The organism is Pseudomonas sp. S3_A09, from assembly GCF_054668065.1.
On the sequence record NZ_CP162752.1, the window covers coordinates 2,130,034 to 2,145,282 of the forward strand.

Annotated in this window: 13 protein-coding genes and 1 riboswitch; of the genes, 7 read left to right on the plus strand and 6 right to left on the minus strand. The window is 60.5% G+C overall.

All coding sequences use genetic code 11. From position 1 onward, the window contains the following. Nucleotides 1–57 precede the first annotated feature (57 nt). Entirely contained in the window at nt 58–444 is a 387-nt protein-coding gene (locus AB4N92_RS10115) for an MAPEG family protein (protein ID WP_010207167.1), read from the minus strand. Between the two features lie 191 nt (nt 445–635). Between AB4N92_RS10115 and AB4N92_RS10120 the strand changes: the two genes are divergently transcribed. Beyond that, a complete protein-coding gene (locus AB4N92_RS10120) occupies nt 636–1,895 on the plus strand; it encodes a cation:proton antiporter (protein ID WP_010207169.1) in 1,260 nt (419 codons plus the stop codon). On the opposite strand, the gene AB4N92_RS10125 is transcribed toward AB4N92_RS10120, so the two are convergent. The 3 genes from AB4N92_RS10125 to AB4N92_RS10135 form a co-directional block, all read right to left on the minus strand. Continuing rightward, nucleotides 1,889–2,776 (minus strand): formate/nitrite transporter family protein, encoded by an 888-nt coding sequence (locus AB4N92_RS10125; RefSeq protein ID WP_031291098.1) that lies wholly within the window; start codon nt 2,774–2,776, stop codon nt 1,889–1,891. The genes AB4N92_RS10120 and AB4N92_RS10125 overlap by 7 nt on opposite strands. Before the next feature lie 71 nt (nt 2,777–2,847). Next, complete coding sequence (locus AB4N92_RS10130) at nt 2,848–4,779, minus strand: patatin-like phospholipase family protein (RefSeq protein WP_236266810.1); 1,932 nt, start codon at nt 4,777–4,779, stop codon at nt 2,848–2,850. A gap of 99 nt (nt 4,780–4,878) precedes the next feature. Further along, nucleotides 4,879–5,283 (minus strand): acyl-CoA thioesterase, encoded by a 405-nt coding sequence (locus AB4N92_RS10135; protein ID WP_010207175.1) that lies wholly within the window; start codon nt 5,281–5,283, stop codon nt 4,879–4,881. A gap of 198 nt (nt 5,284–5,481) precedes the next feature. Beyond that, nucleotides 5,482–5,588: riboswitch (S-adenosyl-L-homocysteine riboswitch) on the plus strand. A 21-nt stretch (nt 5,589–5,609) separates the two neighbouring features. Between AB4N92_RS10135 and ahcY the strand changes: the two genes are divergently transcribed. The 5 genes from ahcY to AB4N92_RS10160 all read left to right on the plus strand — a co-directional run bounded on the left by ahcY (nt 5,610) and on the right by AB4N92_RS10160 (nt 12,159). Continuing rightward, nucleotides 5,610–7,019: an adenosylhomocysteinase gene (ahcY, locus tag AB4N92_RS10140; RefSeq protein WP_021492689.1), complete on the plus strand. Its 1,410-nt coding sequence runs from the start codon at nt 5,610–5,612 to the stop codon at nt 7,017–7,019. Between the two features lie 167 nt (nt 7,020–7,186). Then, nucleotides 7,187–8,032 carry a methylenetetrahydrofolate reductase [NAD(P)H] gene (gene metF, locus AB4N92_RS10145; RefSeq protein ID WP_010207177.1) on the plus strand — a complete coding sequence of 282 codons (846 nt, stop codon included), beginning with the start codon at nt 7,187–7,189 and terminating at the stop codon, nt 8,030–8,032. Nucleotides 8,033–8,109: 77 nt separating this feature from the next. Continuing rightward, a complete protein-coding gene (locus AB4N92_RS10150) occupies nt 8,110–9,192 on the plus strand; it encodes a hypothetical protein (RefSeq protein ID WP_042571431.1) in 1,083 nt (360 codons plus the stop codon). Between the two features lie 73 nt (nt 9,193–9,265). Further along, the gene (locus AB4N92_RS10155) at nt 9,266–10,057 is read left to right on the plus strand and encodes a substrate-binding periplasmic protein (RefSeq protein WP_010207179.1); all 792 of its coding nucleotides are present in this window, start codon (nt 9,266–9,268) and stop codon (nt 10,055–10,057) included. A gap of 221 nt (nt 10,058–10,278) precedes the next feature. Further along, nucleotides 10,279–12,159, plus strand: coding sequence for a DEAD/DEAH box helicase (locus AB4N92_RS10160; protein ID WP_010207180.1), 1,881 nt, complete (start codon nt 10,279–10,281; stop codon nt 12,157–12,159). Nucleotides 12,160–12,384: 225 nt separating this feature from the next. On the opposite strand, the gene AB4N92_RS10165 is transcribed toward AB4N92_RS10160, so the two are convergent. Together AB4N92_RS10165 and AB4N92_RS10170 are read right to left on the minus strand one after the other, a co-directional pair. After that, entirely contained in the window at nt 12,385–12,963 is a 579-nt protein-coding gene (locus AB4N92_RS10165) for a YceI family protein (RefSeq protein WP_021492687.1), read from the minus strand. Between the two features lie 32 nt (nt 12,964–12,995). Continuing rightward, complete coding sequence (locus AB4N92_RS10170) at nt 12,996–13,547, minus strand: cytochrome b (protein WP_010207182.1); 552 nt, start codon at nt 13,545–13,547, stop codon at nt 12,996–12,998. A 272-nt stretch (nt 13,548–13,819) separates the two neighbouring features. Between AB4N92_RS10170 and AB4N92_RS10175 the strand changes: the two genes are divergently transcribed. After that, entirely contained in the window at nt 13,820–15,226 is a 1,407-nt protein-coding gene (locus AB4N92_RS10175; RefSeq protein ID WP_021492686.1) for an adenosylmethionine--8-amino-7-oxononanoate transaminase, read from the plus strand. Nucleotides 15,227–15,249 lie beyond the last annotated feature (23 nt).

A 15,249-nucleotide genomic window follows, 5' to 3' on the forward strand; every position in this document is an offset into this window, starting at 1 on the left:
AGCGGGCTTGCCCCGCTCGCCACAATAGCCCGCGCCCATAGGGGCTCCGCTCGACCTTTAGATCGATACGAAGAAGAAACTCGCAATCAACGCCATCCCCACGAACCACACCAGCGACCGCAGCATCGCCCAGTCCGCCAGGTAGCAGATGATGTACAGCAGGCGGCTGGTGATAAACAGTACGGCCAGCACATTGATGGTCACCAATTCGGCCGTACCGGCCAGGTGCGCAATGATCACTGCGGCCGCGAAGGCCGGTGTGACTTCAAAACTGTTGAGCTGGGCACTGTGGGCACGCTTGGCAAACCCTTCAAGGGTGTCCAGGAACGCGCGGGGGTCGTGGTTCTGCCGTGGACCGAACTTGCCACCGCTGAACTTGGCCACACCCGTGCACAGGTAAGGTAGAAAAATTGCGATCAACACACACCAGAAAGCCACCGTCATCACACATTCCTTTTGTAGTTTTAAACAGCGATTAGAGTTTTAGCACTAAAAATACCAAACCGCACTCACCGCTATGAGCCCTGGCTCGCCCAAAGGTTCTATGGCGTTTTAGCCAATGCCTTGCAACATCGCGCCACAGGTGCGGTCCATCCACCCAATAACGCACTGCCACCCAACTCCAAGGACCCCGGATGCTTGAACTTGTCGCCGCCTTTATCTGCCTCACCACCCTGCTCACCTATGTGAACTTCCGCTTTATCGGCCTGCCGCCCACTATCGGTGTGATGGTCACAGCTTTGGTGTTTTCGCTGATCCTGCAAGGGTTGAGCGTTCTCGGCTACCCTGGCCTGGAAGAGCGCATCCAGCAGTTGATCGGCCAGATCGACTTCGGCGACCTGCTGATGAACTGGATGCTGTCGTTCCTGCTGTTCGCCGGCGCCTTGCACGTAAACCTTAACGACCTGCGCAGCTATCGCTGGCCCATCGGCCTGCTGGCAACCTTTGGCGTACTGATCGCGACGGTGGTGATCGGTAGCCTGGCGTACTACATCTTTGCCCTGTTCGGCTGGCACGTGAGCTTCCTTTACTGCCTGCTGTTCGGCGCGCTGATTTCACCTACCGATCCGATTGCCGTGCTGGGTGTATTGCGTACGGCCAATGCTTCGAAACCACTGAAAACCACCATCGTGGGTGAATCACTTTTCAACGACGGTACCGCAGTCGTGGTCTTCACCGTACTGCTGGGCATCGCACAACTGGGCGAAACCCCCACGGTCGGCGCCACCGCCATGCTATTCGCCCATGAAGCCATCGGCGGCGTGGCGTTCGGCGGCCTGATCGGCTACCTGGTCTACCTGATGATCAAGAGCATCGAGCAGCACCAGATCGAAGTGATGCTGACCCTCGCCCTGGTGATCGGCGGCTCGGCGATGGCCACCGAACTGCACGTCTCGGCACCGATTGCGATGGTGGTAGCCGGCCTGATCATCGGCAACCTCGGCCGCAAGCTGGCGATGAACGACATGACCCGTCGCTACCTCGACGGTTTCTGGGAGTTGCTCGATGACATGCTCAACGCCCTACTGTTCGCCCTGATCGGCATGGAACTGCTGTTGTTGCCGTTCAATTGGCTGCACGTGCTCGCCGCCAGCTTGCTGGCCGTGGCGATCCTGCTGTCGCGCCTGTTGACGGTGGCCCCGGCGATCCTGCTGCTACGGCGCTGGCGCACGGTGCCACGCGGCACCATCCGCATCCTCACTTGGGGCGGCTTGCGCGGTGGTGTGTCGGTAGCGTTGGCCCTGGCACTGCCGCTGGGCCCGGAGCGTGACCTGCTGCTGAGCATCACCTACATCGTGGTGCTCTCGTCGATCCTGTTGCAGGGGTTGAGCATCGGCAAACTGGTCAAGCGCGTGACCCGGGACGAGCCCCAGGCCGCGCCGGACACTCACTGATCCTTGCTGATCTGCTGCGGATGCCTCGGGTCCGCAGCTTTCTTGTCCGGCAGGCTGCCTTCACTGCGAATTTGCGCATGACTGATCAACGCAAAGATAAAGCTGCCGCCAATGATATTGCCTGCCAAGGTCGGGCCGGCGAACACCAGCCAGAAGTCCTTCCATGCCAGCTCGCCGGCAAACACCAGGTACGACACCTCCGCCGAACCCACCACGATATGCGTGAAATCCCCCAGGGCCATCAGGTAAGTGATCAAGATGATGATAAACATCTTGGCGCTTTCCATCGACGGGATCATCCACACCATGGTCGCGATCATCCAGCCGGAGATGATGCCTTTGGCGAACATCTGGCCAGTATCGTTCTCCATGATCTTGCGACCGATTTCGAGGAAGGCCAGGTCGGTCTTGGTATCGAAGATCGGCAGGTGCAACATCACATAGGCTACCAGCAGGGTGCCGCACAGGTTGCCGACCAGCACCACCGTCCATAGCCGCAACAGTCGCCCCGCGTTGCCCAGCGTGGGTTTGCTCATCACCGGCAACACGGCGGTCAGGGTATTTTCAGTGAACAATTGCTGGCGCGCGAGGATCACCGCCAGGAAGCCTGCGCAGTAACCGAAGCTGGCGATCACCTTGAAAGCTTCGCCCTCCGGCAAACGGGAATTGAGCAAGCCCATCGCCATCAGCGACAACCCCATGGTCAGCCCGGCAGCCAATGCCGACCACCACAACGCGGCGACACTGCGCTCCAGCTCCTGGTCGCCCTGGGTGCGGATGATTTCATGCAACACCGCCGCACGGGGCGGCTGGTTTTTGTCCACGTCGTGCTGCTCTTCCTGCGACAGGTTGGGGGTTTTGCCTGCTTCGTCGGTGGTCATGATCATCCAGAGTCCAAGGGGTGCCTGTAGCTACGACACGCCGCCGCAATGGCTGTTCAGTGGCCAGGCAACTAAACCTGCACACGCCAGGCCTTGGCCTGCTCCACGGTGGTGGCACTGGACATCCGGTCCCAGGGTTTGTTGCGCGCCTTGTAGCGGTCGCTGATGGTATCGAGCACTCGGTTGAATTCAGTGGGCGTGGAAGACCACGCCAAATCCTGGGCCGCACGGTGTAACAGCTCTACATTGGCGTCGGGCTGGCCCGGCCGAAACAGCGAAGGGTAGATCACTTCCCGCGTGAAGCTTTCAGCTTTCATCGCAATATCACGCACGCTCATCTCAGCGACAGCGCTGCCAATGACCTTGGACATCGGCAAGGCGCCCGACGCGATCTGCTTGGCTGCCACTTGCAACAACTGCTGGAAATTGCGCTGACTGGCGACATTGAGACGCCGCCCCAACCAATCGATTTGCTCGGGACGCCGGGCCAGGGCGTCGAGGTTACGCAGGGCCGATAAGATTTTCGGCGTGAACACCAGCGCGCCCTTCGCCTGGTTGGCTTCGATAATCGCGCCATCCAGGGCGTGCAACGCCTGTTGGGCGTTCTTGCGAAACGTCAGCACATCCGCGGCGGCGGGATCTTTTTGCAGCGCTGGTTGCACACTGGCGAGCATTGCATCGTCCATGGCCAACACGGCGTCATCCAGCGATTGGAACGAGTGGCGCTCAAGCGCGGTGCTGCGACGCTCCAGATGCGCGTCTACCGCCTGGCGCGCCTTCGCCTGCAGATGTTGCTTATGCTCATCCTGCATCGTGAAGTTGACCGTGCCCGTGAGCAGGCCTCGAAAATCACCTTTTTCCGTCTTCAGGGGCAATGTCACGATCTGCTCGGCGAACGCCTCAAGCTTTTTGTCCTGAAAGGCTCCCGCAGCCGAATGCGGAACACCGGTGATGCGGTCTGCCAAGCTGCTGAAAAAACTGCCACTGCGCGTTCGCGCATCAGCCGCGTCGGACTCGAACTTGACGATCAAGGACTCAGACTTGGTCAGGGGACTCTCGGGAAATGCCCGATCCACCACACCTGGCGCCGGTGTATTGAGCAGCATGCCGCCGTCCTTGAACGCGGTGGTTTCAGTTGAGGTTTGGAAACCATGCCCCCGCTCCTCCGGGCTTTTGAACACCAGCGGCAACGAGCCGGAAATATGCGCCGCCCGGGCGATATCCATCTGCGGGGTCAGGCTGGCATTGAACACCACCAACTGCGGACGGCCAGCAAACATGCCGGTGCCGGTAATGTTGAGCTGCTTGATCGCAGGAATATGCCGGCTCAACACGTCAAGATCGCCAAACGTAGGGGCGGCACCGGCACTCAATTTGTCAGCAATGCGCATGACTTCGCCCGGCCGGGTTTCCCGAGGGGTTTGCGCGATATGCTCCAGAATCGACTGGCGCGACTCGTTGCGGATCACTTCTTCAAGGGGTAATGCCTCGGTCTGCAGGCGCGGCAGCAAGGTCATCAGCAACTGAGAAATATTGCCGGCAGCGCCGGGCAAGCGGCCGACCAGTTTGCCCAGTGTCGAACTGGCATCCTGCATCCAGGCCGTCACGACGTCCTTGCTGTTCAGCAGGCTGGGCAAATCGATGCTGTCCGACAACCTGTCGAACGCTTGCGCCCCCATACCACTGGCAATCAGTGCCGCTGAAATCGCACCGGCAGATGAACCGGAGATCGATTGGATACCTTGCAGCTTCTGAGCATCCTCAAGTGCCCGCACCACCCCCGAGAAAGCAATGCCCTTGGCGCCACCCCCACTGAGTACAAGGCTGGTAACGGGTGGCGCCGACAAAAATACGTCTACCCGTCCCTGGTGATCACGCAGAAGCGTCATATTGCGCGCACCAACCCCCTCCACCAGAGGCGTCTCCACCGCTTGATGGGTCGGGGAGAAGGCCTCTTCGTTCAATGAGGGTTGGATTGTCGCGATCGCATTAAACACTTTCATGCACGGGCTCTCTCTACGGGATGTGGCCCTGAGTGATGAGAGCGCCTGCGAAAGATCCGTACGGAATGATTTGGTAAAGCAAATCACCCCACTGCGGGGTTACTCGGGAAGGCTATCGTCCTTGAACTGATCCTTCACGTACCGGATCTCGGTGCGACCGTGGGGTGCCGGCAAACCGTCTTCACCCAGGTTGACGAACACCATTTTCTCTACTGTGAGGATGCTTTTACGGGTGATCTTATTGCGCACTTCGCAGGTCAACGTGATAGAGGTGCGACCGAACTCAGTGGCGGTGATGCCCAGCTCGATGATGTCGCCCTGGCGCGAGGCGCTGACAAAGTTGATTTCGGAGATGTACTTGGTCACCACGCGCTGGTTGCCCAGTTGCACAATGGCGTAGATCGCCGCTTCTTCGTCGATCCAGCGCAGCAGACTGCCGCCGAACAGGGTGCCGTTGGGGTTGAGGTCTTCAGGTTTTACCCATTTGCGGGTGTGGAAGTTCATGGTCACTCCAAAGCGTCTTGCCGAATGATGGGCAACATCATGGCAGAGCGTGGGCCCAAGCTCTATGTGCCATTACCTATCAACCCCATCAGCGATCTTCATATGGCCGACGGAAAGGCTTGGGAAGTCTGGCGCACAAGGCTATAATCGGCGCCGTTTCAAAACGGTCATCTCTGGTTGATACCGTTCTCCCGCCACCTGTCCGAGGGGCGCTGCAGCAGGTTCAACCTGTCAGGCTCGGATGGGGCGTTGTCCGGCCTGGTCCACCTGGCCTGATACTAAACGCACAACGGCGCCCATTCGCACACTACGAATGGAGGCTCTTCATGAGCGCAGTAAACACGCCTGCAGGTTTCAACGACTACAAAGTCGCCGACATGTCCCTCGCCGCCTGGGGCCGTCGCGAAACATTCATCGCCGAATCCGAAATGCCTGCCCTGATGGGTCTGCGTCGCAAGTACGCCGCTGAGCAGCCGCTCAAAGGCGCCAAGATCCTCGGTTGCATCCACATGACCATTCAGACTGCCGTGCTGATCGAAACCCTGGTTGCCCTGGGTGCCGAAGTACGCTGGTCGTCCTGCAACATTTTCTCGACTCAAGACCAGGCCGCTGCCGCTATCGCTGCTGCCGGTATCGCCGTGTTCGCCTGGAAAGGCGAGACCGAAGAAGAGTACGAGTGGTGCCTGGAGCAAACCATCCTCAAAGATGGCAAGCCATGGGACGCCAACATGATCCTCGACGACGGCGGCGACCTGACCGAGCTGCTGCACAAGAAGTACCCGCAGATCCTCGACCGCGTCCACGGTGTGACCGAAGAAACCACCACTGGCGTGCACCGCCTGCTGGACATGCTGGCCAAGGGCGAGCTGAAAATCCCGGCCATCAACGTCAACGACTCGGTGACCAAGAGCAAGAACGACAACAAGTACGGCTGCCGTCACAGCCTCAACGACGCCATCAAGCGCGGCACCGACCACCTGCTGTCGGGCAAGCAAGCCCTGGTGATCGGCTACGGTGACGTGGGCAAGGGTTCGTCCCAGTCCCTGCGTCAGGAAGGCATGATCGTCAAGGTCTCCGAAGTTGACCCGATCTGCGCCATGCAAGCCTGCATGGACGGTTTCGAAGTGGTTTCGCCGTTCATCAACGGCCAGAACGACGGCACCGAAGCCAGCATCGACAAGGCCCTGCTGGGCAAGATCGACCTGATCGTGACCACTACCGGCAACGTGAATGTTTGCGACGCGAACATGCTCAAAGCCCTGAAGAAGCGCGCCGTTGTCTGCAACATCGGTCACTTCGACAACGAAATCGACACCGCTTTCATGCGCAAGAACTGGGCATGGGAAGAAGTGAAGCCACAGGTGCACAAGGTTCACCGCACCGGCGCTGGTGATTTCGACCCACAGAACGACGACTACCTGATCCTGCTGGCCGAAGGCCGCCTGGTTAACCTGGGCAACGCCACCGGCCACCCAAGCCGCATCATGGACGGCTCGTTCGCCAACCAGGTACTGGCGCAGATCTTCCTGTTCGGCCAGAAGTACGCCGACCTGTCGCCTGCGCAGAAAGCCGAGCGCCTGACCGTGGAAGTACTGCCGAAGAAACTCGACGAAGAAGTGGCCCTGGAAATGGTCCGCGGCTTCGGCGGCGTGGTGACTCAACTGACCAAGACCCAGGCCGACTACATCGGCGTGACGGTTGAAGGTCCGTTCAAGCCGCACGCTTACCGCTACTAAGTAACCGGCTCTCTCCCTATCGGAGCGGGCTTGTGTGAGAGCGGGCTTGCTCGCGAATACGGAGTGTCAGTCGGAGCAATCATGACTGACCCACTGCATTCGCGAGCAAGCCCGCTCCCACATTGACGGTGTAAGCCTTCCAGTTTTGAGTTTCCAAGGATACGACCATGTCCCAAGACCGTCGCTACAGCTTCGAGTTCTTCCCGACCAAGACCGATGCTGGGCATGAAAAACTGATGGCGACTGCCACGCAGTTGGCCAGCTATAACCCCGACTTCTTCTCCTGCACCTACGGCGCCGGCGGCTCGACCCGTGACCGCACGATCAACACCGTGTTGCAACTGGAAAGCCAAGTCAAAGTTCCCGCCGCTCCGCACTTGTCGTGCGTGGGCGACAGCAAGGACGACCTGCGCGGCCTGCTGACCCAATACAAGGCCGCCGGCATCAAGCGCATCGTCGCCCTGCGCGGTGACCTGCCCTCCGGCATGGGCATGGCCAGCGGTGAGCTGCGCTACGCCAATGACCTTGTGAGCTTCATCCGTGAAGAAACCGGCGATCACTTCCATATCGAAGTGGCGGCCTACCCGGAGATGCACCCCCAGGCCCGCAACTTCGAAGACGATCTGCAAAACTTCGTGCGCAAGGCCAACGCCGGCGCTGACAGCGCGATCACCCAGTACTTCTTCAACGCCGACAGCTACTTCTATTTTGTCGAGCGTGTACGGGCCATGGGTGTGAACATCCCGATCGTGCCAGGCATCATGCCGATCACCAACTACAGCAAGCTGGCGCGCTTCTCCGACGCCTGCGGTGCCGAGATCCCACGCTGGGTGCGTAAACAACTGGAAGCCTATGGCGACGACGTCAAGAGCATCCAGGCGTTCGGCGAACAGGTCATCAGCACTATGTGTGAAGATTTGTTGCAAGGTGGCGCGCCAGGGTTGCACTTCTATACCCTGAACCAGGCTGAACCCAGCCTTGCCATCTGGAACAACCTCAAGCTGCCACGCTGAAGTTTGTCCGGCTGTGCCAAGGCCCTCGTCTCTACGAGGGCCTTCGTCGTTTTACATGCCACGGAACCTAGCAGTCCATGAATACAGTGCCCACGACTTCCCGCCCACAACTGGTCTACCTGGTCTTCGGCTCCGAGACCTACCACCAGGAAGCGGTGTTCAGCATCGCCAGTGCGCTGGCCTTCCTGCAGGACACCCCGGAAGCCGCCGTGGACATCCAGGTATTCAGCGACAACCCGGAGCCCTATCGCCTTTTGCCAGTGCGCGTACGCCCGCTGGACGAAGCCACCCGTAAACGCTGGAGCGAGCCCCACGGCTATCACTTCCGCACCAAGCATGTGGTGTTGCGCCAAGTGCTGGAAGAATCGCCGGTGGCCATGCTGATCGACACCGACACTTTTTTCCATCACTCACCGATGGACCTGTTCGAGCGCGTGCAGCCTGGCACCCTGCTGTGCAACGCCTTCTACACCAAGTACGGCGACAACCACGAAAGCCTTCTCTACACCGCCCTGCGCCAGCGCCTGCTGAACATGGGCGTGGCCGACGATGACATGATGACCCTCAACTCCGGGGTCATGGGCCTGACGCAACAGGACGCGCATATCCTCGATCGCTCCATCGAGTTGATGGACGAACTGTTCCCCCATGCCCAGGGCGCCTACACCCTGGAAGAATTCTGCCTGTCGATCGCCGCCTATCGCACCGTCAACGTGCGCGAATGCCCGGACCTGATCCACCATTACTGGAGCCGCAAGCAGCTGTTTCGCGCCAAGGTCAAGGCGTGGATCGCCAAGCATGGGGCGGCCCCGACCAGCGCACTGGCACTGGCCGACACTCGCCAGGTCTCCTCACACCTGCCGCGCCCTCCCCGCCTGCAGCGCCTGTTGTACAAACTGATTACCCTGGTATTGCCCAAGCACCAGCAGCAGTTCATCCGCGAAATTCTCTATGGCTGCTACGAGCACGAGAATGAATTCGACCAGGCGTGTGGCCCGGTGTGGTGGGACAAGGCCCGACAGAACCAGGAAGAACGCCAGAAACGCCCGATCGATGCCCACCAGCTGGAACACTGGTTCGCCAACCCCGTGGTGCGCCTGATTCTCGGCAAGCGCCGCGTGGCGATCTATGAGCATTTGATGACGTCGCCGGCCAAATAGCGCCACCTAGCCCCGCCTGCGGATGCGCGTGCCAGAGCTTCTCTTTAGGGCGGGAGCATCGTAACCTCAGGCCATGCCCGTCATTCTCAAGTTGTTGACCGCCACCCTCTTTACTTGCCTGAGCCTGGCCGCTTATGGCGAGAAACTGCGCATTGTCACCGAGCCATGGGCGCCTTATGTGTACGACGACAATGGCACCATGCGCGGCCTGGACTACGAAACCACGGCGATCGTGTTCCAACGCCTGGGCGTCGAGGTGCAATGGCAGTTCCTGCCCTGGAAGCGCTGCCTGGCCATGCTCGACCAGGGCCAGGCCGACGGGGCACTGGACATTTTCCACAGCCATGAGCGCGACGCCTTGCTGCTGTATCCCAGCGAACCGCTGTCGGATGTGGAGTTCGTGCTGTTCTACGCCAATGAGCGCCCACACCCCGTACAAGGGCTCGAAGACCTGCGCGGCCTTACGGTCGGCACGTCGCCGGGCTACCTGTACGGCGCCGACTTCAGCGATTCAGCGCTGTTCAACCACGAACCGGCTCCCAGCCATGAGGCCAACTTCGGCAAATTGATGCTCGGGCGCATCGACTTGGTGATCACGGACCGCAGGGTGGGCCAGCATGTGATCAAGGCATTGGGCCTGGAAGGCAAGGTCAGCCAGGCGCCGGCGGTGGTCAGCCGCCAGCAGCAGTTCCTTGCGGTGCGCCGTGGCGCGGGCATGGATCTGTTGGTACAACGCTTTGCCGCCGAGCTCAAACGCTTCAAACAAGAACCGGCATATAGCGCATTGAGCGCCAAATATGGTGGAATCCAAGCGATTACGGGCGCTGGACACACCGTTGAGCAGCAGGAAAGCAGCGCGCCGTGATTGCTCTGTTATACTCCGGCCTTTCCGCCAGGCTCACGCCCGGCCGCTGAGGTCTTGAAAAAGGCACCCAACCCCGCTACAGCGCAGCTTTCAGCCCGCGCGAGCCGGTGGAGTGCCCGCCAGACGCAGCAGGACCGGACGGGGTTGCGCTCCCCTAAGCGCCATTCACGCCCGGCAAGATTATCCCTTTGGGCCAAGCCCTAACTAAAACAGGATTACTCATGTCCTTTGCTTCCCTCGGTCTCTCCGAGGCTTTAGTCCGCGCCATCGAGGCAGCGGGCTATACCGAGCCTACTCCGGTGCAACAGCGGGCCATTCCCGCCGTGTTGCAAGGTCGCGACTTGATGGTTGCGGCTCAGACAGGTACTGGTAAAACCGGCGGCTTCGCCCTCCCGATTCTGGAGCGGTTGTTTCCCAATGGTCACCCGGACAAATCCCAGCGTCACGGCCCGCGCCAACCGCGTGTTCTGGTCCTGACCCCCACCCGCGAACTCGCCGCCCAGGTGCACGACAGCTTCAAGCTGTATGCCCGCGATTTGAAGTTCGTCAGCGCCTGCATCTTCGGCGGCGTCGGCATGAACCCACAGGTTCAGGCCATGTCCCGTGGTGTGGACGTGCTGGTCGCGTGCCCAGGTCGTTTGCTCGACCTGTGCGGCCAAGGCAGCGTCGACCTGTCCCACGTGGAAATCCTCGTGCTGGACGAAGCCGACCGCATGCTCGACATGGGCTTTGTCCATGACGTGAAAAAGGTGCTCGCCCGCCTGCCGGCCAAACGTCAGAACCTGCTGTTCTCGGCAACGTTCTCCCAGGACATCACTGCCCTGGCTGGCAAGCTGCTGCACAACCCGGAACGCATCGAAGTCACGCCGCCGAACACCACGGTCGAGCGTATCGAGCAACGCGTATTCCGCCTGGCCGCCAGCCACAAGCGTGCGCTGCTGGCCCACCTGATCACCGCCGGCGCGTGGGAACAGGTGCTGGTCTTCACTCGCACCAAGCACGGCGCCAACCGCCTGGCCGAGTACCTGGACAAGCACGGCCTCACCGCCGTCGCCATTCACGGCAACAAGAGCCAGAACGCGCGCACCAAGGCCCTGGCCGACTTCAAGGCCGGCTCCGTACGCATCCTGGTTGCCACCGATATCGCCGCCCGCGGCCTGGATATCGACCAATTGCCACACGTGGTCAACTTCGAGCTGCCAAACGTCGATGAAGACTACGTGCACCGTATCGGCCGTACCGGCCGTGCCGGTCGTTCGGGTGAAGCCATCTCCCTGGTTGCACCGGACGAAGAAAAACTGCTGAAAAGCATCGAACGCATGACCAAGCAGAAAATCGCCGACGGCGACCTGATGGGCTTCGATGCCAGCGCCGTGGAGGCCGAGAAGCCTGAAGCGCGCGAGCGTCCGGACGTGCGCAACCCGCGCAACCCACGCGGTCCGAAGGGCGATGGCCCGAACGGCGGCGGGGGTGGCGGTGGCCGTCGCGACAAGGGCAAAGACAAGGGCAAGGAAAAATCTGCCAGCGGCCGTGGCGAACGCCCGGCCCGTGAGCAGAAGCCCCGCGAAGGCACTCCGGCCCGCGAACAGCGCCAGCCGAGCCAGCCGCCACGCGCTGCTGCCGACCGTGCTCCGGACGAGTTCCTGGACGACGATGTGGATAACTTCGGTAACCGCGTCGACTACGTGCCCCAGGCCAAGCCGGCCCAAGGCCGTGGCCGTCGCCCAGGCGCCCCGGCACAGGGCGCTGGCGCAGGTGCTCCCCGTGGCGGCCAGCCACAAGGTGGTCGTCAGAATGGTCCACGCAACAGCAGCGGCGGCACTACCGGTACGCCGCCAGCCAAGCGCAATGGCCCGCGTAACGGCGCGCCGCGTGATGGCCAGGCTCGCCGCGAAGACTCGCGCAGCAACAACCGCCGCCCGGCCCGTGACGACCAGCAACGTTCGTCCGAGCCAGCCGTGCAGAACCCTCGTGGTGGTCCGGCGCCAAAGATCATCCACAAGGAGTCGAAGGCTGATCGCTTCCCGACACCCGAGCAGTTGGATCAACTGCCAGGCCGTCCTCGTGGTGAAAAACCAGCGCTGCTGACGCGCAATCGCTGAGTTTCAAAGCGCCATAAAAAACGCCCCGCCTCTTTTCGAGACGGGGCTTTTTTTTGACTCAACACAAATCAGCGGTGGGAGCTGCCTTGCCTGCGATGCGGGCACCTCGGCGCGTCAGGCCCACCGAGTCGATGCAATCGCAGGCAAGCCAGCTCCCGCATTGATTGCATTCCTGGCATAAAAAAACCGGATCGCAGGATCCGGTTTTTTTGGGTAAAACAGAAATTACTTCTGCTTCACACCTTCCAGCGAGATGTCCAGGTCCACAGTCTGCGAGGACGGGCCTGGGCCTTTGATGCCGAAGTCGTTCAGGTTGACAGTGGTCTTGGCGTTGAAGCCGGCACGCTCGCCGCCCCACGGGTCTTTGCCCTCACCGTTGAAGGTGGCCTTGAAGGTCACAGGCTTGGTCACGCCGTGGAAGGTCAGGTCGCCGGTCACATCAGCGGTTTTGTCGCCGGTGGACTTGACTGCGGTGGAAACGAACTTGGCGTCAGCGAACTTGGCAACGTCCAGGAAGTCTTTGCTGGCGATGTGCTTGTCACGCTCGGCGTGGTTGGACCACAAGCTGGCGGTTTTCACGTCGACTGCGATTTTGCTGGCTTCTGGCTTGGCGGCATCCCAGCTGAAGGTACCGTCCCAATCCTTGAAGGTACCGTGGATGAAGCTGTAGCCCAGGTGGCTGATTTTCCAGTCGATGAAGGCGTGCTGGCCTTCTTTGTCGATCTTGTAGTCAGCAGCCATCACCTGGCCTGCGGAGAGCAGAGCAGTACCGATTGCCAGAGCAGCGAGGGTCTTTTTCAACATGCTTTCTATTCCTTGTGAGTCGAGGTTGAACATCAGGCTTTGCGCCCCAGCATTCTCGTAAGGGTCGCATCACGATCGATAAAGTGGTGTTTCAACGCAGCCACGCCGTGCAAGCCGGCGAAGACCACCAACACCCAGGCCAGGTACAGATGCACCAAGCCGGCGTTATCTGCCTGGTCCGGTAATCCGGAAACCACGGCAGGAATCTCAAACAGGCCAAACACCGGAATACCGACACCGTCTGCGGTGGAAATCAGGTAACCGGCGATCATCACGGCAAACAGCCCGAGATACAGGAACGCGTGGCCAAACGCAGCACCGATACGGGTCATGCGGCTGTAGCTGGCCAGCGGTGGCGGCGGTGGGCTGACAAGGCGCCAGACAATACGCACCAGCATGATGGCGAACAGCGTGATGCCAATGCTCTTGTGCAAGTCGGGCGCGTCTTTGCGCCAGGCACTGTAGTAGTCGAGACCGACCATCCACAGGCCCAGCGCGAACAACCCGAACACCACCAAGGCTACGCCCCAGTGCAAAACCATACTGACCCAACCATAGCGGGCCGACGAATTACGTAGCTGCATGTCCCAAATCCCGTAAGAGCTGTGCCCAAGACTAGCGATTTACCTATCGAATTAAAGCCGAAAATTTCGCTTTGAAATATCGAGAAATACGATCTTGAGATTATGCACAGTACGTTAACGATGGATTAAGGACTATTCCTAAGAAACGTGACAGATCGTCCTACGTTTACTGCGAATTATCTCTAATAGGTTGTGACACAGCCGTCCATTGCATAGGCTTGCGCGATTGATTTACCTGCGCCGGCCGCAGGACCGCTTCGAGGAGATAACCGATGGGCTTGAACAACCAGTGGATGCAACGCGACCTCGCAGTGCTGTGGCATCCCTGCACCCAGATGAAAGACCACCAGCAACTGCCGCTGATCCCGATCAAGCGGGGTGAAGGCGTGTGGCTGGAAGACTTCGAAGGCAAGCGCTACCTCGATGCTGTCAGCTCCTGGTGGGTCAACGTATTTGGCCACGCCAACCCGCGCATCAACCAGCGCATCAAGGACCAGGTCGATCAGCTGGAACATGTGATCCTGGCCGGCTTCAGCCACCAGCCGGTGATCGAACTGTCCGAGCGCCTGGTGCAAATGACCCCCGAGGGCCTGACCCGCTGCTTCTACGCTGACAACGGCTCGTCCTGCATCGAAGTCGCGCTGAAGATGAGCTTCCACTATTGGCTCAACCGCGGCCTGCCGAACAAAAAACGCTTCGTCACCCTGACCAACAGCTATCACGGCGAAACCATCGCCGCGATGTCGGTGGGCGACGTGCCGCTGTTCACCGAAACCTACAAGGCGCTGCTGCTCGACACCATCAAAGTACCGAGCCCGGATTGCTACCTGCGCCCCGAGGGCATGAGCTGGGAAGAACACTCGCGCAATATGTTCCTGGCCATGGAACAGACCCTGGCCGACAACCACGACACCGTCGCCGCCGTGATCGTCGAACCGCTGATCCAGGGCGCCGGCGGCATGCGCATGTACCACCCGGTGTACCTCAAGCTGCTGCGCGAAGCCTGCGACCGCTATGGCGTGCACCTGATCCACGATGAAATCGCTGTAGGTTTCGGCCGCACCGGCAGCATGTTCGCCTGTGAACAGGCCGGCATCCGTCCGGACTTCCTGTGCCTGTCCAAGGCCCTCACCGGCGGTTACCTGCCGTTGGCGGCCGTGGTCACCACCGATGACGTGTACGACGCGTTCTACGACGACTATCCGACCCTGCGCGCCTTCCTGCACTCCCACAGCTACACCGGCAACCCGCTGGCGTGCGCGGCGGCGCTGGCGACCTTGGATATTTTCGAAGAAGACAACGTCATCGAAAACAACAAGGCCCTGGCCCAGCGGATGGCCACCGCCACGGCGCACCTGGTGGACCACCCGCACGTGTCGGAAGTGCGTCAGACCGGTATGGTGCTGGCCATCGAGATGGTCCAGGACAAAGCCACCAAGACCGCCTACCCCTGGCAGGAGCGTCGTGGCCTGAAGGTGTTCGAGCACGCCTTGGAACGCGGTGCGCTGTTGCGGCCATTGGGCAGCGTGGTGTATTTCCTGCCGCCCTATGTGATCACGCCCGAGCAGATCGACTTCCTCGCCGAAGTGGCCAGCGAAGGCATCGACATTGCCACCCACAGCAACGTCAGCGTTGCAGTGCCGAAGGACTTCCACCCAGGCTTCCGCGATCCGGGTTGATCAACGACCCCCTACGTAAACCT